The organism is Streptomyces roseirectus, assembly GCF_014489635.1.
GTDB classification, from domain to species: domain Bacteria; phylum Actinomycetota; class Actinomycetes; order Streptomycetales; family Streptomycetaceae; genus Streptomyces; species Streptomyces roseirectus.
The window spans coordinates 4806320-4833226 of record NZ_CP060828.1 but is presented as its reverse complement, the minus strand read 5'-3'; the positions used below and the strand labels follow the sequence as shown (position 1 = coordinate 4833226).

The window sequence follows — 26907 nt, the reverse complement described above, 5'->3', positions numbered from 1 at the left end:
AGGGTGCCAATGTCCGGTTCTCTGGAATAACCGCAGGTCAGAGGCGTCCCCGCCTCGGGTTCGACTCCCCTAGGCTCCACATCTTTGAATGCCCTCTGACCTGCGGAAACGCGGGTTCAGGGGGCATTTTCGTGCCCATTGGAGAGAGTTGTTCACGGCTTCTGTCCGGTCGGCCGGTCGGTGTAGTCCTCGACCAGGTTGCTGATGAGTGCGAGCAGGGCGTCGGCTCGGTGCCGGTCCTCCCGCTGGGTTCGCAGGGCCTCGTCGAGTGTGCGGAGGCGGGCCAGGGCGGCTGGGTTCCGGTTCCGCACCTCGTCGAGGAGCGGTGTGGTGACCAGGTCCAGGCATGCGGTGAGCAGCCGACGGGTGGCGGGGGTGGGCGGGCCCGGGTCCGGGGCGGCGAACCCTGTGGTCAAGTACCGGGCCGGGTCGGTCAGGCTCCAGCCGACGACGGTGCTGTGCTGGACGAGGAGTGCGACGTCGGGGGCGATGCCGATGCGGGCGTCCAGTGGTTCGTCGAGGACGTCGAGGTCGCGCAGGCAGGTGAGTACGGTGTCTCCGGGGGCGCGGCAGAGTTCAGTGGTGACCGCCATGTGAAAGTCCCGGGCCTCCTCCGCGCGAAGGCATCCTGGGCGGACGGGAGGCAGAGCGGGAACGCGGGCGGAGTACTCGGCGTCGGCGGATTTGTAGGGCAACCGGAACCCGGCCCCGACCAGTTCCCGGCCGACCGGGGCGAACCGGAGTTCGTCGGGGGCGTCCCACAGCCACTCCGCGCTGCCGAAGGTCTCCACGAGGAAGCGCTGCCATTCCTCCACGTCCGCGTACTCCGCGATGCGCACGCACTGGCCCGGGAAGTCGAAGCGCGGGGTGCTGAGCAGCGGTTCGCCCGCCACCGTCGCATTCCAGTCGCCGTCGAGGGTGAGTCTCATGGTGAATGCCGCCTCATCGAATCTGTACTCCGGGAGCCATATAGCCGTTCTTGGCCGGGATCCTGCCCTCCGCCACCGCGATGTCCTCCCCCTGCCGGAAGATCAGCCTTTCGCTGCCCGCCGTCGAGTGGTAGACCGTGTCCGGGTTCTTGAAGATCTCCAGGACCCGTTCGTCGCTGAAGCCGTGCATGGAATCCGCATGGTGGTTGCCGGCCTTCCTCATCCGGTCACCCTGGGCTGCTGGGCCTTCTCCTCCTTCGTGTACTTGGGCATGAGGCCCAGCGGGTCGCAGCCGCTGAGGGGGGTGTAGGCGTTGCTGTCGCGGGACCAGGCGGTCGATCTCGGCCTGGCGGGTGTCGGCCGTGAGGATGCGTTCGGTCTGGGCGAGGGGGACGACGTCGAGGTGGTCCCAGGTGAAGCGGATCTCCTCCACCACGTGCTCGTCGTCGGCCGCCAGGCGCTGTTGTAGGGGGGTGCGTTTCGGGCCTGGTACCTGGGAGGTATCGGGCCCGCAGTACGTCAGGCGTAGTGCTTCAGGGGTGGTGCCTCGGGGCGTTGCTCAGTCCAACAGATCGCATAGTTGTATCGAAGGGGATGTAACGCCCGGCCGGTTCGGGGACGTTGGAGGGAAACCGGCCGGACTGAGGAGTGGCGTGAACAAGAAGCAGCGGCAGCGGATGCTGGCGGAGGTGCACGCGGAGCGGGACAGGTTGCTGCCGCTCCGGAGCGAGGCGTCTCAGACGACCATCGAGATGGTGCGCACCAGCGCGGCGCAGGTCGGCGACCCCGACATGGTTCCCTACCTCAACCTCGCCTACATCCTGGGCGTCAAGCGGGGGCGCGGCGACGACGCGTTGGTCGCCTTCTCCCTCTCCCTCGCGAACTGGGCCGTCGCCGCCATCGCCGAGGTCGCCCGCTGCACCGACCGCACGGTCGAGCAGGTGGTCGACGTCTACGAGACGGCGATCATGGCGGCCGCGGCGGAGCGGGCGGAGGAGGAGCGGGTCGAGCGGGAGCGGGGCGGGCAGGCGTCCGCCGGGGAGGGGGCCGGGGAGGAGGACTGACAGACGCGCGCACCCGGCCGGAACACCAGCTCCGGCCGGGCGCGGTCGGGTCGGCCCATGAGGGGGGATCCCTGAGGGTCGGCCTATGAGGGGTGACCTCTGAGGGGTGACCCTTAAGGCTCGTCCCCGAGGCTTAGCCCCTAGGGTTCGGCCCCCCGGGGCGCTGCGACCCCGAGGCTCGGCCCCTGGGGCGCAGCGGCCGCCCCCCACGGCTCGTTTCCTGAGGTACCGCGGCCCCCGCGAAGCTCGTCCTCCCGGGGCTCGTCCCCGAGGTGCCGCGGCCCTCGCGAGGCTCGTCCCCTGGGGCTCAGTCCCCGAGGTGCCGTGTCCCCCGAGGCTCGACCCCCTAGGGCTAGGCCCCTTAGGGCTAGGCACCTGAGGCTCATACCTGCGGGGCAGAGCCTCCTGGGTTCAGAGTCTTCTGAACACCGCCGTCAATCGGTGGTGGCCCCGCATCTCCACCGCCGTCCGCGCCTTGGTGGCGCGTTCGCGGCCGCCGTAGGGCTTGCCGTCGAGGAGCCAGTCCTGGAAGGCGTAGCCGGGGGCGGGGACGGCTGTCACCGTGACGGTGTCGCTGGCGCCGTAGGGGGCGGGGCGGGAGGCGGAGATGGTGCCGCGGCCCCTTGAACTCAGCGCCAGGTTGTATTGGCGTTTCTCGAAGACGGCCGTGAGTTCGGAGTCGTGCTGGCCGACGCGCAGGACGATGTCGTCGTGGTTGCCGGCGTAGGAGCCGTCGAGGACCCAGTGCGAGAAGGAGTGGCCGGGCTCGGGGACGGCCGTGAAGTGGTGGTCGGTGCCTTCGAGTTCGGTGGAGGCGCGGGACTTGGCGGCCTTCTTCACCGTGCCCTTGCCCGTCGTCCTCGTCGCGACCTTGCGGGTCGGCGTCGTGCCCTTGCGGAACGTCGCCTTGAGGGTGTGGCCGGAGGTCATCGCGACGTTGAGGTGCGGCGCGCTGCCCGCCGCCTTGCCGTCGAGGGTCCAGCCGGAGAAGACGTACCCCTTGGCGGGGGCGGCCGTGAAGACGGTCGTCATACCTCGGGCGTACGGGCCTTCCTGGGCCGGTGTGACCGTGCCGCCGCCCGCCGGGGAGACGGACGTGGTGACCGGGCAGAGGGCGGCCGGGGTCTTCGGGGCGTTGTAGGCGGCGACCGCGCGGCCCGTCGTGTTGAAGACGGCCGCCGTGTTCGAGGGCAGCGGCTTGTTCAGGGCCACCCCCAGGGGTTCACCCCGATACGTCTGGGCCGCGTTGGAGAAGCGGTTGATCCGGTTGCAGGGACCCTTCGTGGCGGTCTCGCAGCCCGACTCGTACGCCATGACCGTCGACCACTCGCCGGACTTCGGGAAGTACCCGTTGGCGCCCAGGGGCCGCGTCGGCTGCTGCGGCTCCGTCGTCCGGTCGTGCGAGGCGCCGAGGTTGTGGCCCAGCTCGTGGCCGAAGGAGAAGTGCCAGATGGCCTGTTCGGCGACGACGGAGTAGGCCCAGTCCGCGTAGGAGGGGCCCGGCGGGGCGGGGACGTAGCCGATGCCGCCCGCCGCGAGCCCGCCGACGACCGTCGACACCTGGTCGGCGCCGTACCGCGTGCGCAGTGTCGGGAGGGTGTCGGCGATGCCGTCGCCCGGGGTGGCGAGCGCGGTGATCGTCTTCGGGGAGACGGTGTCGTACGCGGCCGGCAGCGAGATGGGCACGATGCCGACCAGCCGGGCGCGGAGCCTGGCCCCGCTGTCGGCGAACGCGTCGTTGGTGAGGGACACACCGCGCGCGATCTGGGCCCGGATCTGCGAGGCGCCGCCTGCCTCCTTGAGGGCGAGGGGGCTGTAGGCGGCGAGGATGTCGACGACGGGGATGGTGCTGTCGCAGCCGGGCGCGGACCTCTCCGCCGGGCCCTCGGTCCGGTACGTCACGTTGCCCGCGCGGTGTCGCGGCGCCGCCGGAGACGCGTCGTTCTCCGAGGTCAGCGGCGTGATCTGGTGCACGCGGACCGTGCCGGGGCCGGCCGGTTCGATCGCGAAGTGCTCGCCGCCGAGCACGAAGTGGGCGCTCAGCGTCTCGTCCCCGCCGGACGCGTCGCAGCCGCCCTTCAGGGTGACGACGACGTCCTGGTCCCCCGAGGGCGCCGTGCCCTTGACCGTGCCGTGCCACACCACGTGGTCGCCGTGCGCCGTGCGCGCCTCCTCGACGGCCTCGACGACGACGTCCTCGAAGAGCGGGAAACGGGCCTCGAACCCCGGTTTCGCCGGGCCGCACAGGGGGGCCAGCGCCGAGGGGCGGATCTTCGCGGTGCGGGTGCGGACGACGTCACGGCCCAGTTCCTCGGCCGCGTCGGCGGGGTCCTCCGGGGCGGGGCCCTCGTCGTCGGCCGGGGTCAGGACGTTGCGGGCGAGGAGGGCCGTGGCTCTCTGGTCGTACGGGGGGTACGGGTCGGGCTGCTGGGGCGGGGTGAAGCCGGTGAGGCCCAGTACCAGTGCGCCCAGGACGGTGGGCGTGGCCCAGGTGGATGGTCGTCTGGATGGTCGTCGCAACGCGGTTGCCTTTCAGGGTCGCCCCCCTTGCTCGAACGCCGGATGGGTTCCTCGCGGGTGACGGTCCCTCACCTGGTATGCCGCCGTCCGGGGGATCGTCCTCGTGGACCGGGGCGTGCGGGCGGTGTGAGTCAATACGTCCTGGAAGTCGACGTCCCGCACATCGCTGTCCCGCGCATCGCCGTCCCCGAAAGAGGTGTCCCGTGCTCCCCGAGGATCCCCGTGCCCTGCGCAGCCGCGCCGCCGCGCTCACCGCCGCGACGGAACTCCTCGTCGAGGGCGGCCCGGAGAAGGTCACGCACGCGGCGGTCGCCCGGCGGGCGGGGATCGGGCGGGCCACCGTCTACCGGCACTGGCCGGACCAGCAGTCCCTCCTCATCGACGCGCTCGCGGGCGACGTCCGCCCGATGTTCACGTTCGACGACAGCCCCGTCCGGGACCAACTCATCGGCCAGCTCGGCCAGTTGATCAACCGCCTCAACAAGCCCTCAGCCGTCTCCGTCCTCACGACCATCGTCCAGCGCTCCGAACACGACACCGAGGCCCGGACCATCCGCGAGCAGATCTTCGGCGACGCGGACGAGAACTTCGCCCAGGCACTCGCCGCCGGCGTGGAGCGGGGGGAGTTGCGCGCCGGCGTCGAGTGCCACGCCCGCGATCTCATCGCGCGGATCGTGGGGCCGCTGGTGTTCCAGCGGTTCCTGATGGGGGAACTGTTGGAGGACGCCAGGGTGATCGAGCTGGTGGATCTGGCGCTGGGGCCCTGGCTAGCGGAGGGGTGAGCTCGCGGTGGCCAGGAACGCGGACCAGGTGGTGGGGGTGATGGTGAGGTACGGCGCTTCGGGGGTCTTGGAGTCGCGGATGTGGATCGCGGAGGGGTGGGCGGCGATCTCGACGCAGGCGGCACCATCGGGGTTGCTGTAGCTTGACTTGACCCAGTTGCAAGCGATTTCGACGCAGTCAGCCTGGTTCGGGTTGCTGTAGCTCGACTTGACCCACCGAAGTGCCGCGTTGCTCATTGCTCTAGCTCTCCCAGAATCTGGTCCAGCAGCGCCCTCGTATCATCGGGGCTGAGGGCCTGTGAACGCAGCATCCCATACCTCTGGGTGAGGATCGCGATGTCCTCCAGATCCGAGATCAGCTGATTACCCTTCTGGTTGTCCATGTAGGCGAGCCGGTCGTGGTCCGGCGTCTCCAGCAGGACGAACGGTCCGTCGAGACCCGCATGACCGGGCCGGTTCAACGGCAGGACCTGGATGATGCAGTTGGGAAGGTCGCAGCACTCGCGGAGGTACCGCAGTTGCTCCAGCCACACCTCGCGTCCTCCAACTGGCATCCGCAGAGCGGGCTCCCAGATCACGAAGGTCGAGATTGGCGGCTCCTTCCGGTACAGGATCGCGCGGCGCTCGGCACGTTCCGCCACGGACTCGGCGATCTTCTCCTCGCTGAACGCCGGTAGACGGCACCGGAAGATCGCGTCGGCGTAGTTGTCCGTCTGAAGCAGGCCGGGAATCACATGCACCTCGAACCACGAGATGAAGAGGGCCCGCATCACTTCCCGAAGGAACTCTTCCGCCCACAACGCGATCAGGTCCGACTCGGGCAGATGGTTGACCAACCTCGCCAACACCCCACCCGTGCCCAGGAACTCGTCCAATTTTTCCGCGATCTCCAGCGGAAGTGGCCGCCTCCCTTGCTCATACGACGTCAAGCTGCCCAGACTGATACCGAACTCCTGAGCTAGCCTCTCCTGCGTGTACCCGGCCTTCAGCCGGAGGGCGGCCAGCGCGGAGCCGACCATCTTGTGTGCCGTGGCATTACGCCGGGGCCTCTTCGCTCCCATGCCGCCCAAACTCCCCATCACCGCGGTGTTTCTCACTGGTGCGGGCTAGTACAAACGCGATGTACCAGCCGGGCCACTGCCACATGATCTCCACCACTCGCAACCCTCGTCCCATGAACGTCGAAACCCAACTCCCCACCACCCGCGAGCGCTTGTACGCGAGGTCCCGCCGCTCCATCCCGGCCGCCCGGGAGTTCACCCGCGAGACGCTGGCCACCTGGAACGCGGACGTCCCCCTGGACGACGTCCTGCTGTGCGTCAGCGAACTCACCACGAACGCGCTCCTGCACGGCGTCCCGCCGGGCCGTTACTTCCTCCTGCGCCTGCGTCCGCACGGCGCCGCCGGCGTCAGGGTCGAGGTGCACGACAGCGGACCCGGCACGCTGCCCGTCGTCCCGGCGGCGAGGGAGAACGGCGGCCGGGGTCTGCTGCTCGTCGCCGCGCTGGCGGCCAAGTGGGGCGCGCAGCACCGGCATCCGGGGAAGGTGGTGTGGTGCGAGTTCGGATGATGGCGCGTCACCTGGTTCTTTCCAGGATTTCCAAAGTGCGTTCAGCAAGCGCTTGTTGGTGCTAACGTGCGCCGCACACCTCAAAAAAGGTGGCCCCGCCAGGGACCGGAGTGCTGGAACACTCCGCTGACGGGGCCGCGACGACAACTCTTCTTAAGGAACCTGTCGCCATGCGCCACTCTACCGCGCGTGCCATTTCGGCATGCCTGCGCGCTCTCCTCTCCCTCCTCCTCCCCGCCACGGGCAAGCGCCGCAAACCGCAGCGGCCCGCCGCCGCGTGCCCGCACCTCACCTCGCCCACTCCGCCCGCGCCGTACGTCAGCCCCTGGTCCCGTCCCTGGACCGGCCCCACGAAGGAAGAAGCCGCCGCCTTCTTCCGCCGCCAGGCCGAGGCCGACGCCGCCCGCGAAGCCCACCTCCAACACGAACGCCGCAAGGCCGCCGCGTACGCGACCCTCGGGGTCGACTATCCCTACACGTACGAGGGGGCACCGTTCGGAGAGGACGCGTTCAGGGCGACCGCGTGACGTAATCGCGCGTTGCCGCGCACCGCGGCGGGCGAACAGACCGCGCCGACTCGCCCGCCGCGACGGCACCCTCGTCCTCGGGGCCACCCGATCACCGGGCATGGCCGTTCACTGGACCGCCGCCCTCGCCGTCCCGCTCGACGCGGACCACCTCAGGAAGGTCACCGATGTACTCGCCCAAGGATGAGACCACCCGGGCACGCATGGTGGACGCCCTGGCCCATGCCGCCGTCCGGCTGTCCACCACGCCGACCGGGGTGCCGGTCTGGGGATGGCTCGGGCGCACCATCGGCAGCCGTACCGAGGGCGGTCACTGGCTCCGCGTCCACTGCGGTGAGGCGGCCAGGACGCCCGCCGTCCGGAACGAGGGGATCGCCGTCGCCGAGGAACGGGTGTCCGGCAAGGTGCCCCGTCCGCACCTGCACGACCTGTACCGCTGGGACAGCGGCGCGTACGTCTTCGAGGCGGAGCTGATCGACTACATCGCCCAGCCCGTCATCTCGCCGGAAACCCCCGACCTCACCGAGGACCCGGGCCTGCCGGACTCCTGGTGGACGGCGCTGCGGGAGAGCCTGGACGCCCTCGGTGCCGCCGAACCGCCCCGCGAGACCGTCCGCCAGTCCTGGGCCGACCGGGTCTTCCCCGCGTTCCTGGGGATCCCCGCCCCGGCGATCACCGAACGCGTCACCGGGCACGCCGACCTCCAGTGGGCCAACCTCACCCACGCGCCCCTCGTCATCCTCGACTGGGAGCGCTGGGGCGCTGTCCCCGTCGGCTACGACCCCGCGATGCTCTACGTGAACAGCCTCCGCGTCCCCGCCGTCGCCGACCGCGTCCGTGCGGAGTTCGCCCACGTCCTCGACACCCCCGCCGGGCGGATCGGCGAGCAGGTCGCCCTCGCCGAGATGCTTCAGGCCGTGGGCCGCGGCTGGTACCCCGAACTGGCCCCGCTCCTGCGCCGCCGCGCAGCACACCTGACGGGCGTCCGCCCTCCAGCTCCGTTCCCCGCACATCCGGCGTCCTGACCTGACCGGCGCTGGTTCACGGGCGACCTTCTGCCGAGGGCCTGAGGACCTGAGGACCGTGAAGTCATGGCAAGTTCGGGCAAGTTGCGCGCGCCACGGTCTGCGTTGGGGCAAGCTCGGGCACAGAGATCCACAGCGACGGCCGAGGAGGTCACCATGGCCCTGGTCAGACTCGGAAAGGACCCGGAGAGCCCCAGCGGAGGCTCCCCCACCATCTACCTCGACGAGGAGAAGGACACGTACATCGTCCAGGGGTGGACCGTAGACGACGTGGAACGCTTGAGGCAGATGGACATCCCGGGTCATGAGTCGGCGGTGGAGATTCCCCGGCGTATGGCGCGGTTCTTCCTGGAGGTCGGCGGCGATGACCGAACCCCCGACGTTTGAGGAACTGTTCCGTGACTGCCGGAGTTCGGCCGTCCACCTGGAGATGCGCGACGCCTACATGAAGTCGGACCCCGCCTTCGTCGACTGGCGGGCCGGGACCGTGTTCGATCCCGCCGAGCGCTGGCCCGACTGGCACCGCCTCGTCACCGCCGCGACCGCGCGCGGTGTCGGGGTGCGCCGGGCGCGGATCGTCTCCACGCCCGTCAGCGAATACATCCGCTTCGAGCACGCCGTGACGGACGGCCTGAACATCGCGGCGGGGGAACAAGTCCGCTGGCTCTCCCGCCGCGCCGCCACCGACCTCCCGCTCCCGGGCAACGACTTCTGGCTCTTCGACGGCCACCTGGTCCTCGTCAACCACTTCGACGGCGAGGGCGAGAACATGGACGTCGAACTCACGGACGCGCCGGAGATCGCCCAACTCTGCGACGCGGCCTTCGAGTCCGTGTGGAAACGGGCGACCCCGCACGCCGAGTTCCCCCTGCTCTGACGTCCACCGGCAATGGCCTCGTCATCCTCAAGCGTTCAGGAAGCCCGTAAGGCCCTCGGTAGACGCCTGGGAGAGATCCGGACCGAAGCCGGCCTCACCAAAAGGGCGTTGGCGGCCCGGCTGGGCTGGCACGAATCGAAGTGCTCGCGTTTCGAGAGCGGTACACGTCCGCCCTCGGAGCGCGATCTCCGTTCGTGGACGGCCGCTTGTGGCGTGCCCGGCGACGCCGAGGAACTGATCACGACCGCGCGCGGCATCGACGGCATGTACGTCGAGTGGCGCAAGATGGAACGGACCGGGTTGAAGCAGGCCCAGGAATCCGTCCTTCCTCTGTGGGAGCGCACTCGAAGGTTCCGCATCTACTCGCCCTGGTTGATCCCTGGCCCTGTACAGACGGCCCCCTACATCACTGCCCTCCTCACCTCCCTGCGGGACCGCCGAGGGCTCGCCGACGACGTACCGGCAGCCGTCAAGGTACGGATGGAGAAGCAGGAACTCGTGCACGGACGCCACACATTCGCGATCCTTCTGGAAGAGGGCGCACTCCGATACCGGATCGGAGGGTCCGACGTCCTGGCGGGGCAACTCGACCATCTTCTCGACGTCATGACACTTCCGCAGGTCAGCATCGGCATCATTCCCCAGGACGCGGACCGCTCCACGCTCTGGCCGGTCGAGGGGTTCTTCCTCTACGACGACGAGACAGTGAACGTCGAACTCGTCTCGGCTCACCTCACCATGGTGCAGAAGCACGAAATCTCCCTGTACGCCAAGACGTTCAGCGAGCTGGCCGAACTCGCGGTCTACGGCGTGGAAGCGCGCACGATCATCACTTCAGCTGTCAAATCCCTCAGGTGAATGTCCGGCAAGTTCCGGCAAGCGCATAGAACCTCATCTTGTGCTTTCCCTAGCCTTATTTCCGAACTCACCTGTGAAAGAAGGGAATTCCCGTGACGGTGACGCCGGAAAGGCCCGTTTCCCTGCGGCGCGGCAGGGACCTCGTTTCTCCTGAACTCTTCGACAGGATCGCCGCGTTCTGCACCGACGAGTACGGTCTCGACGCCGCCAGGTCCGCGCGGATCACGGACGAGGCCCTGGCATTCCTGTGGACGATGGGAACGACAGGGAAAGGCGACGTCATGGCGCCCAGCAGGGACGTCGATCCCGCGTGGCACGCGTTCATGCTGCACAGCCAGGAGTACGCCGACTGGTGCGACGCGCACTTCGGCCGCGTCCTGCACCACGCCCCGAACTCCAAGACCCGCACCACGGGGTTGATGCTCGACGTCATGGACCTGATCCGGGGCGCCGGCTTCGAGGTGGACAGGTCGCTGTGGGGGTTCGCGGCGGATTGCAACTCGCCCGCCTGCTGCGGCGACGGCCCGTGCTGCTGAGCCCCGAGGGCCGCACCCGCACCTGTGTCTTCCAGTTGCTCGGCACTGTCCTCGGCTACGCCACCCAACACCTGGACGCACGCAGGCTCGGCGAGGTCGCCGTCGTCGGCCCGCTGACCCCTGGCGTCGACGTGTCCCGGCTGTGGCAGTTGGCCGCCGCCATGAACAAGGCGACCGCCACGGCGACCGACCAAGCCATGTGGATCATGATGCAGGCGCATCGGGCCTTCGTCTGCGGCGATCTCCTCGCCCGCTGGGAGGAGGCGGGCTGGAAACTGGAGCCCGGTGGGCGACGTGTCGCCTTCGGCGGCCTCTACTGCAACCGGTACGAACTGTGGACGGGGAACCTGACGGTCGAGGGCACCACACCGGACATGGTGGCCCCCAAGCCCAGCGTCTACCCCGTATAGAGCGTCGCTGCCGGAACGCCGCGTACGCGCCTCTCGTGGCGGGGTTGACTCGGCATCCCGCCACGAGGGGGCCTGGGCAGTGCCCGCTCGCTGCGTCTCAGCGCCCTTGCTGGGCCCTGCCCACCTTCGACACCAGAGAGCACGAACTTGTTGACGACAAAAAACACCACTGCCCAGGCCAAGAAAGCAGCAAGCTTCGACGTCATCAAAACCTCTCCATTCCTCATCCCGCGAGAGCCGAAATGCAAGCTGTGGCACCTGCGGCCACCGTATTTCTTGCGATCTTTTCTGAGAGGCTGGTCATTCCGGATGGGCTCGATCCCATACCAGACTCTCACCTTCCTTTTGTTGCCGCTTTGTTCGGGGTGCGGTTTTGGCGCTCACGCCTGCCTCTGGTCCCCCGCGAATCCCCCGAACATCGCCCGCAGTACCCCCTGATCCGGCGTCCAAGGTGTTGCGATGTCCGTTCGGGAGCGGAGGAATCGTTGGGGGTTGTTGAGGAAGGGGACGTAGACGCCTAGGGCGAGGTGGAGGAGGGGGTCGGGGTGGGGGGTGTAGAGGGGTGGTGGGGAGCCGCAGTTGGCGAGGAGGGCGGTGAGGAGGTCGCCGGTGGTGGGTGGGGCGGGGTTGGTGAGGTGGTGGATGCCGGTGGCGTGGGAGAGGCTGAGGGCGTGGGCCTCGCGGACCACGTGGTTGATGGGGATGAGGTTGAAGGGTTCGTCGGGGAGGGCTGTCAGGCGGGGGTGGCCGGTGGGCGGGAGCGCCCGGAAGTAGGCGGCCAGGAGCTGCTGGATCTTGTAGGCGCCGCTCGGCGTACCGGGATACGCGAGGGTTTCGCTGTGGCCCACGACGACCGAGGGCCGCAGCACGCGGACGACGAGATCGTCGGCGTCCAGGACCAGCCGCTCGGCGGCGATCTTGCTCAGCTCGTAGGGGGTGCGGGCGTGGTGGGGCGAGGCCGGTTCCTCCTTGATCGGGCCGGTCGTCCGGCCGGCGACGTACGCCGTGCTCAGGTAGGTGAACGCGTCGGCGTCCAGCGCGCGGGCCAGCGCGAGCATCCGGCGGGTGCCCCGGACGTTCGTCGTGATGGTGGAACGCCAGGCGGCGCGGCGGAAGTTGAGGACGGCGGCGCAGTGCCAGATCTCGATGCGGCCTGTGCGGCGCAGAGGTAGCTCCCCCGCCGTCGTCAGGTCCGTTTCGACGATCCGCGTGCGTCTGAGGGCGGACGCGAGGACGGCGGGGCTCACGGCGTACGCCGTCGCCGCGTGGCTCAGCGTGGCGTCCAGGCGGTCCCCCGGTGGCCGGACCAGGCACACGAACTCGTCGTCCGTGTGTTCCGCGAGGTGGAGGAGAAGTGCCGCGCCGATGAGGCCAGTTGCTCCGGTGAGGACATGGGTGGTGTGCATGCGTTCAGTGATCCAGGGTGCGCAGGACGAGGGCCGTGTTGTGGCCGCCGAAGCCGAACGAGTGGCTGACGGCGAGGGAGAGGCGGGCGGCGGTGCGGGCGGAGCCAGTGACCAGGTCGAGTGAACTCGCCTCCGGGGAGGGGGAGTTCAGGCCGGCCGTGGGTGGGATGTGGGAGGACGACAGCGTCAGGGCCGTCAGCGCCGCCTCCACCGCGCCCGCCGCGCCCAGGAGATGCCCGAGGCAGCCCTTCGCGGACGTGACGGACGGCCGGTGCGGGAAGCAGCGGGCGATCAGCGCGGCCTCGGCGGCGTCGTTCAACTGGGTGCCGGTGCCATGGGCGTTGACGTGGTCCACCGCCGAGCAGTCCACCCCGGCGTCGGCCAGCGCGAGCCGCACGGCACGTTCCGCGCCGCGTCCCGACGGGTCGGGGGCGACGGCGTGATGCGCGTCGGCGGTCGCGGCGTACCCGGCGAGCAGGGCGTGCCCCCGGTGGCCGCGCGCCGCAGCGTCGGACGCCCGTTCCAGGACCAGGATCCCGGCGCCCTCGCCCATGACGAAGCCGTCGCGGGCGGTGTCGAAGGGGCGCGCGGCGGTGGGGGAGAGCGCGCCCATCGTGCGGAAGCCGGCCGACCACAGGGGGTGCAGCGCGGCGTCCGTGCCGCCCGCCACGGCGACGTCGCAGGCGCCGGAGCGCAGCAACTCCGCCGCCGTGCCGATCGCCGTCGCGCCGGACGCGCACGCCGTGGAGACGCCGAGGACAGGGCCCCGGGCGCCGATGCGCAGCGCGAGCTGGGCCGCCGCCATGTTGGGGAGGAACATCGGGATCAGGTACGGGGAGAGCTTGGCCTTGTTCAACAGGCGTTCGTGCTGGGCGAGTTGAGAGGTCGTGCCGCCGAAGGCGGTGCCGACGACGACGGCGGTGCGGTTCGCGTCGAGGTTCCCGACGCCGGTTCCCCCGAACCCGGCGTCCACCAGTGCCTCGTCCGCGGCCGTCAACGCGAACCGTGTATGCCGGTCGAGTTGCCAACTCCCCCTCGACGCCGGGTAGTCGGCCACCGGGCAGGCGGGCCACGGGAGTTCGGGCACGGACGTCGCCGTCGCGCGCCCCGCGAGCACCGTCCGCCAGGTCGCCGCACGGCCACAACCCCCCGGCGTCACAAGGCCGATGCCGGTGATGGCGATGTCAGCTCCGGGCACGCTCCACCAACCCCACCAGCGCCTGCACCGTCAGCTCCGGATCCGCCTCCGCGTCGTCCAGGACGATGCCCCAGTGCTCGGACAGGGTCACGAACAGTTCCACCACGGCGAGGGAGTCCATGCCGAGGTCGTCGAACGTGGCGTCGGGTTCCACCGTCAGCACGTCGAACTTGGTCGTCAGGACGTGCGCGACATGCTCGTACACGGGGGAGTCGAGGGTCGTCATGGTGGGCTCCTTCGTCAGGTCGGGCCAGGTGAGAGCGGCGCAGCCCCAGGTCAGGCCGCCGCCGAACGCGGTGAGGAGGGTGCGGGTGCCGGGCCGCACGGCGCCTTTCGAGGCGACGTCCGCGAGGACCAGCGGGATCGACGCGGCGGCCGTGTTGCCGACGTCGCGGATGTTGCCGAAGCGGTGCGCGGGCGCGATGGCGAGGCGGTCGGCGACGGCGTCCAGGATCCGCTGGTTGGCCTGGTGGCCGATGAACGCGCCGACCGAGTCGGCGGGCCAGCGCAGCCGGTCCAGCGTGCGCTGCGCGGACGTCGTCATGCGGCGCACGGCGTGGCCGTAGACCTCGCGGCCCTTCATGCGCAGGGTGTGCGGGCCGGGCGCGGCGGGGGCGCGGGAGCCGCCGGTCGCGATCATCACCTGGTCCGCACCGGTGCCGTCGCTGCCGAGGTCGGTCGCGAGGATCGCGCCGGGCTCGTCGGGGTCGCCCCGGCCCAGGACGACGGCCCCGGCGCCGTCCCCGAAGATCGGCGCCGTGTCGCGGTCGGCCGGGTCGACGATCGTCGAGTACGTCTCCGCGCCGATGACCAGCGCGGACGTCACCGCGCCGGCGCGGATCCAGGCGTCCGCGGTCGCCAACGCGTACACGAAGCCGGAGCAGACGGCCGCGAGGTCGAACGCCGGGACGTCCGTGAGGCCCAGGCGGGACGCGATCTGCGGGGCCGTCGCCGGGCAGGGGTGGTCGGGGGTCGTCGTCGCGAGGATCACCAGCCGGGGGGTGTCGCCGGGGGCCGACGCGAGCGCCGACTCCGCGGCCCTCGTCGCCAGGTCGCCCGTACTCGTGCCGGGCGCGACCCTTCGCCGGGCCGCGATGCCCGTCCGGGTGCGGATCCAGTCGTCCGAGGTGTTCAGGCCGGCCGCGACCAGGTCGTCGTTCGTCACGACCCTGTCCGGCAGACACGCGCCGACAGCTCTGATCACGGAGGTGGGGGAGGCAGACATGCGGATTCGCTCCGCTCTGGGGGAGGGGTGAGGAGGGGGAGGCGGGGTGGGCCGCCGCCTCCCAGGTAAGCGGTTTCGGGGGCCTCGGCGCATCACCCACACAGGGGGCGGAGGGGGCGGCGGGGGCGCGAAAGGGCTTGGGACGGGGGCGGGGGTGCCGCGCCGGTGACGTGGACGGGCTCTCCGCGTCGGAAATTCCGCGAACCCCCCGCGCCGCCTCCCTACACTGCCCGCATGGCCTGCCGCATCAGCGAACTCGTCCTCGACTGCGTGGACGCCGAACAGCTCGCCGTCTTCTGGAGCGAAGTCCTCGGGTATGTCGAGGTCGGGCGGGAGGACGACGGCAGCATCGAACTCGGCCCGCCCGGCACGGGGTTCGGCGGCCCCCAACCCACGCTCGTCCTCAGCCCCACCACCGACCCCCGCCCCCGCAAACTCCGCCTCCACCTCGACGTCAGCCCCACCGACCGCGACCAACAGGCCGAACTCCGCCGCCTGTTGACCCTCGGCGCCCGCCACGCGGACATCGGCCAGACCGGCGAGGAGAACTGGTACCCCCTCCTCGACCCGGAGGGCAACGAGTTCTGCCTGCTACGCAGACAACTCCCGCCGGTCTGACGGGACGGGACCACCACCCCTCAGGGCACGAGCTTCGTGAGATCGAGGTCGAGCGGGAAGGGAACGGTGGCCTTCAGCCGTTCCCGGTGGATCCCCGTGGGCACGTACGTGCTGGTCATGGCGTCGAGCTCGTACGCGTGGACCGTGGGGGCGCCGTCCTCGTCCTCCACCCGCCAGAAGTGGGGGATCCTCGCCTGCGCGTACTTGAAGGGCTTGATCGAGCGGTCCCGGTGCGCCGACTCCTCCGAGACGACCTCGACGACCAGAACGACGTCCTCGGGGGCGTACCAGGTGCGGTCGGGGTCGTAGGGGGCGGTGGTGACGAGGACGTCGGGTTCGGGGCGGCTCTTCTTGTCGAGCCGGACGGTCATCTCCCGGGTGGCCTGGAATCCTTCGGGGACGGCTTGCCGCAGAGCGAAGTTCAGGTTGTCCACGACTCGGGGAGTTCGGCAGTCACAGCTTCCTCCAGACGGCGTCGCGAGGCTGTTGTCAGCTTAGTGGCGTCACCACATGTGACGGCTGGTCCGCCGGTCCGGGTCGGCTGTGCTTGCCCATGCCGCCAGCACGGCGACGGGATCGATCATCGTGCAGGGTGGTGTGTGCGACGTACGGATTCAGGAAGCTACAGGCCGCGCGTCTGGACCTGGCGACGGCCTACCTGGCGAGTAGCGAGGTCGAAGGAGCCGGCACGAAGCTCTCGGAGGTGTTCGGCGCCGGAACATACACGGCGAGCATCACCATCAGGCTCCGCGATCTGGCCGCGCTCCTGGGCAGTGAGCCGTACCGTGGCGCGCGGTCGGCAGTCGATCTACGTGCACGCATTCACACGGAGCCCCGATGACTGACCGGCGTGCGTGGCGCGGTCGCGGATGTCGGGTGCGGCAACGGGAAGTTCGTCGCGCGGGTGCGGGCGGAGCGTCCCGATCTGGCTGTGCTTCCCCTGGACGTCTCTTCCGGAATTCTCGACGACGTCCCCGGTGCCGTTGTCGCGGATGTCCAGCAACTGCCCGTCGCCGATGGGGCACTTGGTGCTGTCCTGGCGCTGCACATGCTGTATCACGTCGAGGACCTGGCGCGCGGTACGGGAGTTGGGCCGGGTGCTCGCGCCCGATGGCATCGCGATCGTCTCCACCAACAGCCGGAACGACAAGCGGGAACTGGAGCAGCTCTGGCGGGGGGCCGCAGGTGATGTGCTGGGTGTTGAGGAGGGGCCCACGGCCGACCCGGTCGTCGCGCACCTGGCGAGGCCATTGAGGCAGAGGGCACGTTTCGCGTCACGTGTCTCGGCGGCATGCTCGTCTGCCGGGGACGGAGCCGACATGACGACGGAAACTGACACCGACCGGTCACTCGTCGCGCAGCTCCTCCAGGCACCCCTTCGCAGCCGTCACGAACGTCTCCCGTGCCGCCTTGAAGCTCTTCCAGTCAGGGTTCTCGCCGCCGTCCCTGTGCAGGGCCTTGAGCTGTTCGAGGAGCAGGCGGGCCTCTTTGTGCGGGCCGGTGCCTTCGAGGTCGATGGGGTTGAAGGCGGCGCGGGTGGCGGCGTACGCGCGGTCCACGGCGTCGATGGCCTCGCGTTCGTCCGCGTAGCGGCCGTCCTGCCGGTGCCACACCACGTGCGACTCGGCGTCGACGGCGGTGAGGAACCGCGCGTACATGTCCAACCGGGCCAGGTAGAGGGGGGTGTCGTACATCGCTGCTCCAGTACTCGCCCGCCGGTGTGATCGACGGCGTAAGGGGCCGGGCTCAGGGAGTTCCCGTCTTCAGCGCCGTGAGGAAGGTGGTGAAGGCGGGGGCCGGGATGTGGAGGGTGGGGGCGTGGGGGAGGGCTTTGGAGTCGCGGATGAGGATGACGGGGGCGGGGGTGGCGGAGATTTCGACGCAGGCGCCGCCGTTGTCGCTGTGCGAGGACTTGGTCCAGGTGGCGACCTGGACGCAGGCGCCGCCGTTCTCGCTGTGGGAGGAGGTCTGCCAGGTCGGGGAGGAGATCTCGATCTCGACGCAGACGCCGCCGTTCTCGCTGTAGGACGACTTGCGCCAGGTTGGGGTGTTGGGGGTCATGGAGCCCCATGGTGAGGGCGGTCCAGGGGCTCCGACCAGGTCAGTTCGCGCCGAACTCGGGGGAGTTGAGGAAGGCGGTGAAGGGGGAGGTGCGGACGTTCAGGGCGGGGCCCGCAGGGTTCTTGGAGTCGCGGATGAGGACCGTGCCGTGGGTGGTGGCGAGGTTGGTGGCGACCTCGACGCAGACGCCGCCGTTGCTGCTGTACGAGGAGGTGAACCAGCGTGGGAGTTCGGTACTCACGGTGTGCTGCCCTTTCGCAAGTCTCTGATCATGGCCACGGATTCCGCCTGGGAAAGCGCCTCGGCTTGTAGTTGATGGTAGGCCGTCAACTTCGGCAGTACGAATGTGATGTCGCGCTCAAGGTGGCCCTGGTGGGCGGACTCGGCGTAGGACAGGACCGTGCGGTCCGGCAGAGTCAGCAGGTACACCGGCAGGTCGAAGGGCCGTCGCTCACCCATGGTGAACGGGGCGATCTGGAGATGGGTGTTCGGCATCTCCGCGAACTCGATCAGCTTGTCCAACTGGGCGTTCATGACCTCGGGGCCGCCCAAGGGCCGACGCAGGCATGCCTCGTCCAGTACCGCGACGACCAGTGGCGACGGAAGGCGGTTCAGCGAAGCCTGGCGGCCCGCGAGCAGAGCCAGACGCTCCTCGGCCTGTGCGCTCGTGATGGCTCCCCGTTTCACCTCACTCTGCGCGATCACCGCTGCATACTGCGGTGTCTGGAGCAGTCCGGGGATGACGCTCACCTCGAACACACGGATCTCCGCAGCCTTCGCCTCGTGGCCGATGTACTGCGGCGAACCCTCCAGCACTCCCCCGTTGCTCATCTGCCGCCACCGGCGTTCGAACATGTCTCCGGTTCCCAGCGCCCGATCGACTAGCCGAGCCACCTGAAGAGTCGGCTTCTTGCGGGCAGTCTCCACGGCGGACATGTGCGAGCTGGAGAAACCCGCCCGATCCGCCACCTCCTCCTGCGTGAGCCCCTGCTCTTCACGCACTTTGCGCAGATGCGCCCCGAATTCGGCCTGCGGCGAACTGTCGGGGTCGAGCTTCTTACGGTTCAACGGCGGAGCACCAACCTTCCAATCCAGCGGGGTCAGTTGAAGGGTTCCCGGCGGCTCGGTCACTCTGATCTCACGGTAGTGGAATCGCTACGGAGAGGAGTGGTGATGACGGAGAAAGGTGATGTTCCGGAGCCGGAGAAGCCCCCACCGGTACCGGCGATCGGAGCCCTCGTGAGAGACGCCGCGTCGGACAAGGTCGGTGAGTTCAGGGGGACTTGGGCGGGGAAGTGGGCGCTGCGCCCGATCAAGGGCGGCGTGGAATGGGAGGCCGATCCCAGGGACGTCCACGCGGTCACCCCGGAGCAGCGGATGCACGCCGAGGTCGGCAAGGCGAACGCCCGCAGCAGGGGCGAGGTCCTGTGAACGCCGGTACACCTGAGAGGGCCACCGCGAGGGAACGCGTGCTGAAACAGCGGGAGTTGGTGCTGCGCAGATACCGCGACGGCGTCCCCCTGAGCCGCGTCGCGGAAGAGTTCGGCGTCACCGCCGGCTGGCTGGGACGCCGGTTCGACGAATGGGGCGAGACCCGGCGCGGACTGATCGCCGCGCTGATGTACCGGAGGTCCCCCGCGAGGGTCTTCAGGGGGCGCGCGGACCGGCGTACCACCGCCGAAGTTCGGGAAGCCCGCGCGGAGTTCGTCGCGGCGAGGGAGAGTGTGGAGGCGCGGTACCGCAGCGGGGCGTCGGCCGCCGCGCTGGCGCGGGAGTTCCGGGTGAGTCCGACGTACGTCGCGGAACGGCTCGCCGAGTGGGGGGTGCCGCGTCGGGACGGGGCGCCCTCGTCGTACATCAACTGACCTGCGAGGACGCGATGTTGCAGTGCACCGCCGTGAGAAGGCTGCCGGTTCGGGACGTGTTGACGCTGCTCCAGTCGGCGCCCGACGCCACCTACGACCACGCCGAGTTCGCGGACGGCTACGTCTGCTGCGAGCTGGCCGAGGGGCACACCGGCGAGCACGCCGACTTCCTCTGGGACGGCGGCGAGGTCGACGAGGCGCAGTGGTTCCTCTGGAACGGCGAGGAAGAGTTCAGGTTCGCCGTCCTCAAGTGGTGCTCCGTCACGCACGAGAACGGCGACGGCTGCGGACTGTTCGACGCGCATGCCCTCGTCCACGCGTGGGACGTCACCGATCCGACCGCCGACGCGCTCCTTGAGGACCTGATCGCGAACCCGGAGAAATGGGGCCTCCCGAAGGAGCTGTAGCTCTTAAGTACTACGGGGAAGTTCACCCGAAAGAGTGAATCCTCGGAATCCCCTTCTCCACTTGCGTCACTTGCCCCTACGGTCTGTCACCACAACACAAAAAAGCGCCCCGAAGGATCGCGCCAACGATCCAACGGGGCTAGCCGAGACAGCTACGAAGGAGCTGATCGACCTATGCGCGATTTTATCGTGCACGCCCTTTCCTGCGCCCTGCGCATCCTCCTCCCCCGCCGCCGCCCGGGCCGCCACACCGCCGCCCACCTCACCCCGACGGCCCCCAAGTCCCCTCTCGCGACCCCGGTCATCCCGGAAAGCCCCTGGTCCCGCCCCTGGACCAGCCCCTCAAAGGCCGAAGCCGCCGAAATCTTCCGCCGCCAGGCCGAGGCCGAAGAATCCCGCCGCCTCCACGAACTCCACCTCCAACGCGAACGCCGCCACGCCGCCGCCCTCGCCTCCCTGGGCATCGACTACCCGTACACCTACGAGGGCGCCCCCTTCACAGACTTCCCCCTGACAGCCTGACCCCGGGGCTCCTCTCCCCCTCCCCGAACTGGCCGAACTCCTCGCCGAGTTAAGAGCACCCTGGTGGATCGCGGGCGGCCACGCCATCGAACTGGCCGTCGGCCGCCCTTTCCGCCCCCGCTCCGACGTCGATGTCCTCCACCTGCGCCGGGACCAACACGCCGCCCAACAAGCCCTCTCAGGCTGGGAGTTGTGAGCCGCTGATCCTCCGGGCGCGCTCCGCCCCTGGCTCCCGGGCGAACTTCTCGGCCCCACCGTCCACGACATCTGGTGCCGCCCCGGCCCCGGCGAACCCTGGCGCCTCCCACTCATGCTCGACGAGGCGTCCGAGTCCGGCACGGACTGGATCTCCCGCCGCAACCCCTCCGTCCGCCGCCCCATCTCCACCCTCGGTGCCCTCTCCCCGACCGGCCTCCCCTACCTCCACCCCGAGATCCAGCTCTACTACAAGGCCAACTCCCCACGCCCCAAAGACGAAACCGACTTCGCCACCACCCTCCCCCTCCTCACCACCCCCCAACGCGCCTGGCTCGCCGACGCGATCACCCGAACCTACGGCCCCCACCCCTGGCTCACCCGCCTACGCCCCACCCCCACCACCTGACGCCCCCCGCCCTCGCCTCTCCGCGACCGCCCCCGTGTACGTCTCCGTGGTCAGCTCCCCTGCCCCGATCCCCAACTCCCCCATGACAGCCCGCACATCCTCCAACGCGGCCCCCAACTCGGCCTCCTCCACCAGCGTCTCCACCTCCAGGAACGTCCCCTCAAGTTCCGGGACCTCCACCAGCGTCGCCAGCATCTCCCGCCCGTACGCGGTGAACTCGTAGTTCCGGCACCGCTTCTCGAACGCGATCCACACGACGTACCCGAGCCCTCGGAGGATCGCGTGCGCCGCCTCCGCGTCCGCCACCTCCGTCTCGTACTCCGGCTTCGACCCGGACGCCTCGTCGACCGCGGCCCCCTTCCAGGTCAGCACCGTCCGCCGCCCACCCACCCCCTCCACCGTCCGGATCCGCAACTCTTCATCCCCCCGCCCCAACTCTCCACCCACCCGGTCGTAATAGGTGTCCCGATACACCTCGACCCGTGCCACAGCCCGCTCCCCGAGCCCCCGCTCCACCGCCCCCGGCACCCGCACCCGCGCCTTCAACTCCGCCTCGACCGGCATCCGACACTCCCCTTCCCCGCTCACACCGTCCGCCGTGCGTCGGCGACGACGGCACGGCCAGCGGCCCGGTACTCGGCAGCCACGTCTCGTTCATGCTCGCCCACCCTCACCTCCCGCCCCCGCTGGGCATTCTGCCGGACCTCGGCGAGGGCCAGGCGACGCCCGCCCGGCTGGGCGTGGACGCGCTCGACGACTGGACGGTGGATGGTGGATGGTCCGGCAGGGCGGGCCGGTGCGCCTGTGGGACGCGGTCACCGAACGCCTCGCGCGGTGGCAGGCGGACGGACGCCCGCCCGCCGAACGGATGCGGCTGTGGGCCGGCCCCGAGGGGCAACGCCTCACCTGGGCCTGACGGCAGTTGACGCAGCGGTCACGGGATCACGCACTGGATTCCGTAGCCGCCCGCCGGATCGTGTTCCACGCCGTGCGTCTCGCTCGCGAAACCCGGGAAGCGGTGGTCGAAGGACTCCAGGGCGGTGAGGTAGGCGAGCAACGGGCTGTCGGCGGAGCCCAGTTGCTCGCCGGGGACGAGGAGGGGGCTGCCCGGGGGAGTCGTCGCTACCATCACCGCGGCTGTGCGGCCGGGGAGTTGGGCGAGGGGGACGCGTTCGGTGCGGCCCCGGACCATCGCCTCGTACGCCTTGACCGGGGGGAGGACGGGGGTGGGGAGGGCGGCGGAGGCGGCGCGCAGGAGGGACGTCAACTCGGCGGTGGGGGCGTGCATTTCGGCGCAGAGGGCGGGGAGGGTGAGACGGGCGTAGCGGGACGGGTGCGCCGACACCAGTTCGGGGAGCACCGCCGAGAGGGGCGCGTTCGCGTCGTACAGCGCCTTGAAGTCCGTCAACGCGTCCAGCAGCGTGCCCCACTTGCCCTTCGTGATGCCCATCGAGAAGAAGACGAGGACGCTGTACGGGTCGTACTTGTCGGCGACGACCCGGCGGCGGTAGAGGTACGCGTTCAGGACCTTCCCGGGGATGCCCCACGGCTCGACCGTGCCGTCGGCCTGGACGCCGGGGCAGGTGATCGTGACCTTCGCCGGGTCCAACAGGCAGTAACCCGGCTCCAGTTCGGGGTAGCCGTGCCAGGAGTCCCCGGGGTCCAGACACCAGCGCGCGGGGGAGTTCACCAGCTCATCCAACGACGCCTCGGCCACCTCCGGCGGCTGCCACACCCCGAAGAACCACCCCGGCCTGTCCCCCGACTCCCTGATCCGCCGCGCCAGTTGGGGCACCGCCTGCCGGAAGCGCACCGCCTCCGTCAGCGTCTCCTCGATCAGGAAACGCCCGGCGGCCCCGTCCATCATCCCGGCCGCGACGTCCAGCGACGCCAGCATCGGGTACAGCGGCGACGTCGTCCCGTGCATCATGAACGTCTGGTTGAACCGGTCGTGATCCACCGGCGCCCGCTCCGACGAACGCACGTGCACCATCGAGCTCTGCGACAGCGCGGCCAGCAGCTTGTGCGTGGACTGCGTCGCGAACAGGGAGGGGCTGCCGGGCGTCAGGGGGACGTCCATCGCGCACCGGCGCTCGTACAGGGGGTGGAACTTCGTGTACGCCGACCACGCCTCGTCGAAGTGCAGCCGGGGGACGTGCGCGCCCAGCAACTCCGTGACCCGCACGGCGTCGTAGAGGAGACCGTCGTAGGTGCTGCTGGTGAGGGCGGCGTAGACGGGGGATGCGCCGTCCGGTGCCAACTGGCTTGCTGTCAGCGGCAGTTGGGTCAGTGGTGGTTGGGTCAGTGGTGGTTGGGCCAGCGACCCCGGCGGCACCGGGCCCATCAGCCCGTACCCGTTGCGCGCCCCCGTCACATACACCGGCCGCGCCCCCGCGAGGATCATCGCGTGGTGCACGGACTTGTGGCAGTTGCGGTCCAGGATCACGGGCTCGTCCTGGACGGCGCAGTGGTGGCCCACCAGCCGGTTCGCGTTCGATGTCCCGTGCAGCACGTAGTACGTGCGCTCGGCGCCGAAGATCCGCGCCGCGTTCCGCTCCGAGTCGCCGATCGGCCCCGAGTGCTCCCAGGCGGAGCCGAGTTCGACCGAGCAGGAGAGGTCGGAGCGGAAGAGCTGTTCGCCGTAGTAGTCGAAGAACGCCCGCCCGACCGGCGAGCGCAGGAACGCGACGCCGCCCGCGTGCGCCGGGGTGTGCCACGAGTACTCGTGACTGTCGTCCCACTTCGTCAACTCCCGGAAGAACGGCGGGAGAAGACCCTCCTGGTACTCCCGCGCCGCCCGCGCCATCCGCCCCGCGAGGAACGTCGGGGTGTCCTCGTGCAGCCACACGTACCCGACGACCACCTCCGCCGCCCACAGCGGCACCTCGTCCAGACCGGCGCCGTCCAGCACCAGGAACACGGGGAGGCCGGTGGCCCTGCGCCGGATGCCGGCGAGCACGCGCTCGGCGTCCACCAGGCCCCAGTCCAGCAGGACGGCCGACAGGCCCGCCTCCGCGCGGATCACCGCGAGCGCGTCCGGGGCGGTGGAGACCCACCTGTGTGCGGGCAACTCCTCGCTGATCCTGCGGAGTTGGTCGGCGTTCGCGGAGTCGTCCGTGGGGCGGGCGGGGGTGGCGAGGAGGATCAGGGGGTGGACCATGCGCGGCTGCCTCCCGGCGGACGGAGCGGGGCCTTGCCTGCGAGGTCGAGTCGTCGAGGCCGAGTCTTCGAGGTCGCGGCTTTGATGGTGCGGCGGGCGCGTCCGCGCTGACCAGGGGGCCTCGGGGGTATTACCCCGTACGGGGGATTAATCACACCGGGGCGATGAGGGTGGGCGGGATCCGTGCATACCCCTTCTGGCCGCGAATTCCGGCCGTGGTTTCTGGCCGTGACGCGCACGGAGAGGGCTGACGATGAGGAAGCGGTGGACGGCGGGGGCGGTGGCCGTACTGGCGGGGTCCCTGACCGGGGTGGCCCTGATCGGGATCGACGGCGCGAGCGCGCTGCCCGTTTCCCGGGTCGCGGCGTTCGAGGCGGGCGCGGAGCGGGGCCGTGCCGCCGGGAACGGCACGACGATCCTCCTCATGGGCATCGACGACCGGTCCCAGCTCACCCGTGATGAGCTGCGGAGATATCACGCCGGGGGTGAGGCTTGCCACTGTACGGACACCCTCATGCTCGTCCACGTTTCCGCTCGGCAGGACCGGGTCAGCGTCCTCAGTCTGCCCCGGGACTCCCTCGCGCGGATCCCCGCGCACCATGATCCCGGGACCGGGGAGTGGGTGCCGGATCATGACGCGAAGATCAACTCGGCGTTCCGGGAGGGCGGGCCGGCGTTGTCCGTCCGGACGGTCGAGGAGATGACCGGGGTGCCGATCGACCGCTACCTCCAGATCGACTTCCGGCGGTTCATCGACTCCGTCCAGCAGGTGGGCGGCGTCGATGTGTGTCCGGCTCGGCGTATCGACGATGCCGGGACGAAGCTTCAACTCTCCCCCGGCAAGCACCGGTTGAACGGCGGGCGGTCCCTCCAGTACGTCCGCTCACGCAAGTTCGACGGTGCCGCTGACTTCGGGCGCGTCCAACGCCAACAGCGTTTCCTCGTCGGGGTGTTGAAGCGCCTCCAGGAAAACCCCGTCGACCTCCTCCGCCTCAGCCGTACCCTCCTCGGCTCCATCAAAGTCGACCAAGGCTTCAAAGACGCCGAGTTGACCTCCCTCGCGAAAACCCTCACCCGCCTCAAGCCCTCCGCCACCGAGTTCGCGACGGTTCCCATCGGGGGGTTCAACGAGAACATCCCCGGCGTCGGCTCCACGCTCTGGTGGGACCGGGAACGGGCGGACGAGGTGTTCGCACGGTTGCGTGAGGACCGCGCCCTTACGCCGGTGAACTCCCAGGAACGGCCGTCTGAGGTACCGGAGTTCGGGGCGTATGAGCCGGTGCGGGGTGGGGGGATGGCGTGCGGGTGAGGGGTGCGCTGGGGGTGGGGGGCTTGGTGTTGGCGGGGGTGTTGGGGGTGGTTGGTGGGGTGGTGGCTGTGCCGGGTGGGGGGTTGGGTGCGGGGCTTTCTGGGCCGGTGGGGGGTTCGTTGGGGGTGGCGGCGGGGCTGGTTGGATCGGTGGGGGGTTCGTTGGGGGTGGCGGCGGGGCTGGTTGGATCGGTGGGGGGTTCGTTGGGGGTGGCGGCGGGGCTGGTTGGGTCGGCGGCGGGTTCCTCTGGAGTGGCGGCGGGGCTTTCCGGATCGGTGGGCGTGGGGGTGGAGGAGGTGGCTGGGGCTGCTCGATCGGAGCCCGACTCTCCCTCTCCCGACGCCGCAACCACCGCCCCGGATGCCGCAGCTATCGTCCCGGACGCGGCTGCCGCCCCGGATGCCGCAGCCATCGTCCCGGACGCTGCGGCCACCATTGCGGGGGTCGCGTCCCCCGAACAGGCCCCCAGCTCCACGGAGTTGTGGACGGATCCCGACACCCCCGCGGCCCGGCAAGTCGCCGCGTACCGTGACGCCGGGCGGTTCGCGGACGCGGCTCGTATCGAGCGCATCGCTCGTGAACCGCAGGCGACGTGGTTGACGGGGGCGAACCCCGGGCCCGAGGTGCGTCGGCTGACGACCGCGGCAACTGTCGTGGGGCGTACGCCGGTTCTCGTCGCGTACCACATCCCCCACCGGGACTGCGGAGCCTTCTCCGCCGGGGGCGCGGACAGCTCACGCGAGTACCGGGCGTACGTCGACTCCTTCGCGGAGGGCTTGGGCGACCGTTCGGCCTGGGTGATCCTCGAACCGGACGCCGTCCCCCAGGCCCTCGCGGGCTGCGCGAACGCCGGGCTCAAGGAACGCCTGGGCCTGCTGGCGTACGCGGTCGATCGGCTGAAGGCGCACAAGAACGTCCGCGTCTACGTGGACGCCGGTCACCCGGGCTGGATCAGCGACCTCCCGTGGCTGGCAAGGGCGTTGAACAAGGCGGGCCTCCCCCGAGCCGACGGTTTCTCCTTGAACGTCTCCAACTTCCACACCACCCCCACGCTCCTCACCTACGCACGCCGCCTAGCCCAAGCCACCGGCCACACCCCCCACTTCGTCTTCGACACCAGCCGCAACGGCAACGGCCCCTACACAGGCCCCGACCCCTGGTGCAACCCCCCATCCCGCACCCTCGGCCCACCCCCCACCCTCCACACCAACACCCCCTCCCTCGACGCCCACCTCTGGATCAAACGCCCCGGCGAATCCGACGGCACCTGCCGAGGCGGGCCCCCAGCGGGCGTGTGGTGGCCGGAGTACGCCTTGTCCTTGACCCCCTGACCTCGGCGTCGCCGGACCGCGCGGCGCCCAGGGGGCATCCCCGCGTGCGCGGGGACCACTACAGGCCGGAACTCGCCCGCCGGATGGGAGGGGGAACACCCCC

General features: G+C 70.1%; 32 protein-coding genes, 3 pseudogenes and 1 CRISPR repeat array (1 of these 36 running past the window's edge). Of the genes and pseudogenes, 20 read left to right on the top strand and 15 right to left on the bottom strand.

Translation table 11 applies throughout. The features are described from left to right. Positions 1-152: 152 nt before the first annotated feature. Both IAG44_RS20225 and IAG44_RS20220 read right to left on the bottom strand, forming a co-directional pair. Positions 153-929 (bottom strand): hypothetical protein, encoded by a 777-nt coding sequence (locus tag IAG44_RS20225; protein WP_187748493.1) that lies wholly within the window; start codon positions 927-929, stop codon positions 153-155. Between the two features lie 13 nt (positions 930-942). Next, on the bottom strand, positions 943-1365 hold the full coding sequence (locus IAG44_RS20220; RefSeq protein ID WP_246561923.1) for a hypothetical protein: 423 nt from the start codon (positions 1363-1365) through the stop codon (positions 943-945). Positions 1366-1582: 217 nt separating this feature from the next. Here IAG44_RS20220 and IAG44_RS20215 point away from each other — a divergent pair, with 217 nt between their 5' ends. Then, the gene (locus IAG44_RS20215) at positions 1583-1993 is read left to right on the top strand and encodes a hypothetical protein (RefSeq protein ID WP_187748492.1); all 411 of its coding nucleotides are present in this window, start codon (positions 1583-1585) and stop codon (positions 1991-1993) included. Positions 1994-2404: 411 nt separating this feature from the next. On the opposite strand, the gene IAG44_RS20210 is transcribed toward IAG44_RS20215, so the two are convergent. Beyond that, on the bottom strand, positions 2405-4513 hold the full coding sequence (locus IAG44_RS20210) for an InlB B-repeat-containing protein (protein ID WP_187748491.1): 2109 nt from the start codon (positions 4511-4513) through the stop codon (positions 2405-2407). A gap of 203 nt (positions 4514-4716) precedes the next feature. Here IAG44_RS20210 and IAG44_RS20205 point away from each other — a divergent pair, with 203 nt between their 5' ends. Continuing rightward, positions 4717-5295, top strand: coding sequence for a TetR/AcrR family transcriptional regulator (locus IAG44_RS20205; RefSeq protein WP_246561922.1), 579 nt, complete (start codon positions 4717-4719; stop codon positions 5293-5295). Here IAG44_RS20205 and IAG44_RS20200 read toward each other — a convergent pair. Together IAG44_RS20200 and IAG44_RS20195 are read right to left on the bottom strand one after the other, a co-directional pair. After that, positions 5281-5532 (bottom strand): DUF397 domain-containing protein, encoded by a 252-nt coding sequence (locus IAG44_RS20200; protein ID WP_187748489.1) that lies wholly within the window; start codon positions 5530-5532, stop codon positions 5281-5283. The genes IAG44_RS20205 and IAG44_RS20200 overlap by 15 nt on opposite strands. Then, positions 5529-6356 carry a helix-turn-helix domain-containing protein gene (locus IAG44_RS20195; RefSeq protein ID WP_246561921.1) on the bottom strand — a complete coding sequence of 276 codons (828 nt, stop codon included), beginning with the start codon at positions 6354-6356 and terminating at the stop codon, positions 5529-5531. The genes IAG44_RS20200 and IAG44_RS20195 overlap by 4 nt, the downstream gene beginning before the upstream one ends. 113 nt (positions 6357-6469) lie before the next feature. Here IAG44_RS20195 and IAG44_RS20190 point away from each other — a divergent pair, with 113 nt between their 5' ends. The 8 genes from IAG44_RS20190 (at position 6470) to IAG44_RS20155 (ending at position 11098) form a co-directional block, all read left to right on the top strand. Further along, positions 6470-6865, top strand: a complete 396-nt coding sequence (locus IAG44_RS20190) for an ATP-binding protein (RefSeq protein ID WP_187748488.1) — start codon at positions 6470-6472, stop codon at positions 6863-6865. A gap of 170 nt (positions 6866-7035) precedes the next feature. Continuing rightward, a complete protein-coding gene (locus IAG44_RS20185) occupies positions 7036-7392 on the top strand; it encodes a hypothetical protein (protein WP_187748487.1) in 357 nt (118 codons plus the stop codon). A gap of 167 nt (positions 7393-7559) precedes the next feature. Beyond that, a complete protein-coding gene (locus tag IAG44_RS20180) occupies positions 7560-8417 on the top strand; it encodes a hypothetical protein (RefSeq protein ID WP_187748486.1) in 858 nt (285 codons plus the stop codon). A gap of 156 nt (positions 8418-8573) precedes the next feature. Further along, the gene (locus tag IAG44_RS20175; protein WP_187748485.1) at positions 8574-8804 is read left to right on the top strand and encodes a hypothetical protein; all 231 of its coding nucleotides are present in this window, start codon (positions 8574-8576) and stop codon (positions 8802-8804) included. Continuing rightward, positions 8782-9294 carry a DUF6879 family protein gene (locus IAG44_RS20170; RefSeq protein WP_187748484.1) on the top strand — a complete coding sequence of 171 codons (513 nt, stop codon included), beginning with the start codon at positions 8782-8784 and terminating at the stop codon, positions 9292-9294. Before IAG44_RS20175 ends, IAG44_RS20170 begins: the two co-directional genes overlap by 23 nt. A gap of 12 nt (positions 9295-9306) precedes the next feature. After that, entirely contained in the window at positions 9307-10152 is an 846-nt protein-coding gene (locus tag IAG44_RS20165; RefSeq protein ID WP_187748483.1) for a helix-turn-helix domain-containing protein, read from the top strand. Positions 10153-10244: 92 nt separating this feature from the next. Beyond that, complete coding sequence (locus IAG44_RS20160) at positions 10245-10688, top strand: glycine-rich domain-containing protein (protein ID WP_187748482.1); 444 nt, start codon at positions 10245-10247, stop codon at positions 10686-10688. After that, the gene (locus IAG44_RS20155; RefSeq protein WP_246561920.1) at positions 10646-11098 is read left to right on the top strand and encodes a hypothetical protein; all 453 of its coding nucleotides are present in this window, start codon (positions 10646-10648) and stop codon (positions 11096-11098) included. Before IAG44_RS20160 ends, IAG44_RS20155 begins: the two co-directional genes overlap by 43 nt. A 380-nt stretch (positions 11099-11478) precedes the next feature. On the opposite strand, the gene IAG44_RS20150 is transcribed toward IAG44_RS20155, so the two are convergent. Genes IAG44_RS20150 through IAG44_RS20140 form a run of 3 tightly spaced genes read right to left on the bottom strand, consistent with a single transcriptional unit; the run spans position 11479 to position 14927 of the window. Further along, the gene (locus IAG44_RS20150; protein WP_187748481.1) at positions 11479-12504 is read right to left on the bottom strand and encodes an SDR family oxidoreductase; all 1026 of its coding nucleotides are present in this window, start codon (positions 12502-12504) and stop codon (positions 11479-11481) included. Positions 12505-12508: 4 nt separating this feature from the next. After that, positions 12509-13702: a beta-ketoacyl-[acyl-carrier-protein] synthase family protein gene (locus IAG44_RS20145; protein ID WP_187748480.1), complete on the bottom strand. Its 1194-nt coding sequence runs from the start codon at positions 13700-13702 to the stop codon at positions 12509-12511. Continuing rightward, a complete protein-coding gene (locus tag IAG44_RS20140; RefSeq protein WP_187748479.1) occupies positions 13689-14927 on the bottom strand; it encodes a beta-ketoacyl-ACP synthase 3 in 1239 nt (412 codons plus the stop codon). The genes IAG44_RS20145 and IAG44_RS20140 overlap by 14 nt, the downstream gene beginning before the upstream one ends. 234 nt (positions 14928-15161) lie before the next feature. Here IAG44_RS20140 and IAG44_RS20135 point away from each other — a divergent pair, with 234 nt between their 5' ends. Further along, positions 15162-15545: a VOC family protein gene (locus IAG44_RS20135; RefSeq protein WP_187748478.1), complete on the top strand. Its 384-nt coding sequence runs from the start codon at positions 15162-15164 to the stop codon at positions 15543-15545. Positions 15546-15565: 20 nt separating this feature from the next. Here the strand turns inward: IAG44_RS20135 and IAG44_RS20130 are convergent. Next, positions 15566-15985 (bottom strand): annotated as a pseudogene (locus tag IAG44_RS20130) (Uma2 family endonuclease); the annotation flags it as partial. Between the two features lie 401 nt (positions 15986-16386). Between IAG44_RS20130 and IAG44_RS20125 the strand changes: the two are divergent. Next, positions 16387-16881, top strand: a pseudogene (locus IAG44_RS20125) (class I SAM-dependent methyltransferase); the annotation flags it as partial. A 10-nt stretch (positions 16882-16891) separates the two neighbouring features. On the opposite strand, the gene IAG44_RS20120 reads toward IAG44_RS20125, so the two are convergent. Genes IAG44_RS20120 through IAG44_RS20105 form a run of 4 tightly spaced genes read right to left on the bottom strand, consistent with a single transcriptional unit; the run spans position 16892 to position 18674 of the window. Next, positions 16892-17239 carry a hypothetical protein gene (locus IAG44_RS20120; protein WP_187748476.1) on the bottom strand — a complete coding sequence of 116 codons (348 nt, stop codon included), beginning with the start codon at positions 17237-17239 and terminating at the stop codon, positions 16892-16894. Positions 17240-17291: 52 nt separating this feature from the next. Continuing rightward, on the bottom strand, positions 17292-17606 hold the full coding sequence (locus IAG44_RS20115; protein ID WP_187748475.1) for a DUF397 domain-containing protein: 315 nt from the start codon (positions 17604-17606) through the stop codon (positions 17292-17294). A 40-nt stretch (positions 17607-17646) separates the two neighbouring features. Further along, complete coding sequence (locus IAG44_RS20110) at positions 17647-17847, bottom strand: DUF397 domain-containing protein (RefSeq protein ID WP_187748474.1); 201 nt, start codon at positions 17845-17847, stop codon at positions 17647-17649. After that, complete coding sequence (locus IAG44_RS20105; RefSeq protein WP_187752784.1) at positions 17844-18674, bottom strand: helix-turn-helix domain-containing protein; 831 nt, start codon at positions 18672-18674, stop codon at positions 17844-17846. The genes IAG44_RS20110 and IAG44_RS20105 overlap by 4 nt, the downstream gene beginning before the upstream one ends. 105 nt (positions 18675-18779) lie before the next feature. On the opposite strand from IAG44_RS20105, the gene IAG44_RS20100 reads away from it, so the two are divergent. The 5 genes and pseudogenes from IAG44_RS20100 to IAG44_RS20080 all read left to right on the top strand — a co-directional run bounded on the left by IAG44_RS20100 (position 18780) and on the right by IAG44_RS20080 (position 21004). Beyond that, positions 18780-19037 (top strand): hypothetical protein, encoded by a 258-nt coding sequence (locus IAG44_RS20100; RefSeq protein WP_187748473.1) that lies wholly within the window; start codon positions 18780-18782, stop codon positions 19035-19037. A 38-nt stretch (positions 19038-19075) separates the two neighbouring features. Further along, complete coding sequence (locus IAG44_RS20095; RefSeq protein ID WP_187748472.1) at positions 19076-19471, top strand: hypothetical protein; 396 nt, start codon at positions 19076-19078, stop codon at positions 19469-19471. 32 nt (positions 19472-19503) lie between these two features. Beyond that, positions 19504-19878, top strand: coding sequence for a hypothetical protein (locus IAG44_RS20090; RefSeq protein WP_187748471.1), 375 nt, complete (start codon positions 19504-19506; stop codon positions 19876-19878). Positions 19879-20052: 174 nt separating this feature from the next. Next, positions 20053-20400, top strand: a complete 348-nt coding sequence (locus tag IAG44_RS20085; RefSeq protein ID WP_187748470.1) for a hypothetical protein — start codon at positions 20053-20055, stop codon at positions 20398-20400. A gap of 28 nt (positions 20401-20428) precedes the next feature. Then, positions 20429-21004, top strand: a pseudogene (locus tag IAG44_RS20080) (nucleotidyltransferase domain-containing protein). On the opposite strand, the gene cyaB reads toward IAG44_RS20080, so the two are convergent. Then, on the bottom strand, positions 20981-21568 hold the full coding sequence (cyaB, locus tag IAG44_RS20075) for a class IV adenylate cyclase (RefSeq protein ID WP_187748469.1): 588 nt from the start codon (positions 21566-21568) through the stop codon (positions 20981-20983). The pseudogene IAG44_RS20080 and the gene cyaB sit on opposite strands and share 24 nt — an antisense overlap. 211 nt (positions 21569-21779) lie before the next feature. Between cyaB and IAG44_RS43615 the strand changes: the two genes are divergently transcribed. After that, positions 21780-21920: a hypothetical protein gene (locus IAG44_RS43615; RefSeq protein WP_246561918.1), complete on the top strand. Its 141-nt coding sequence runs from the start codon at positions 21780-21782 to the stop codon at positions 21918-21920. Between the two features lie 18 nt (positions 21921-21938). Here IAG44_RS43615 and IAG44_RS20065 read toward each other — a convergent pair whose 3' ends face one another. After that, positions 21939-24164, bottom strand: coding sequence for an Orn/Lys/Arg family decarboxylase (locus tag IAG44_RS20065; RefSeq protein WP_187748468.1), 2226 nt, complete (start codon positions 24162-24164; stop codon positions 21939-21941). Between the two features lie 253 nt (positions 24165-24417). On the opposite strand from IAG44_RS20065, the gene IAG44_RS20060 reads away from it, so the two are divergent. Both IAG44_RS20060 and IAG44_RS20055 read left to right on the top strand, forming a co-directional pair. Beyond that, entirely contained in the window at positions 24418-25473 is a 1056-nt protein-coding gene (locus IAG44_RS20060) for an LCP family protein (RefSeq protein WP_187748467.1), read from the top strand. A 479-nt stretch (positions 25474-25952) separates the two neighbouring features. Beyond that, entirely contained in the window at positions 25953-26804 is an 852-nt protein-coding gene (locus IAG44_RS20055; protein WP_246561915.1) for a glycoside hydrolase family 6 protein, read from the top strand. 30 nt (positions 26805-26834) lie between these two features. Beyond that, positions 26835-26907: direct repeats of the CRISPR family, unit length 29 nt (it continues 444 nt past the right edge of the window).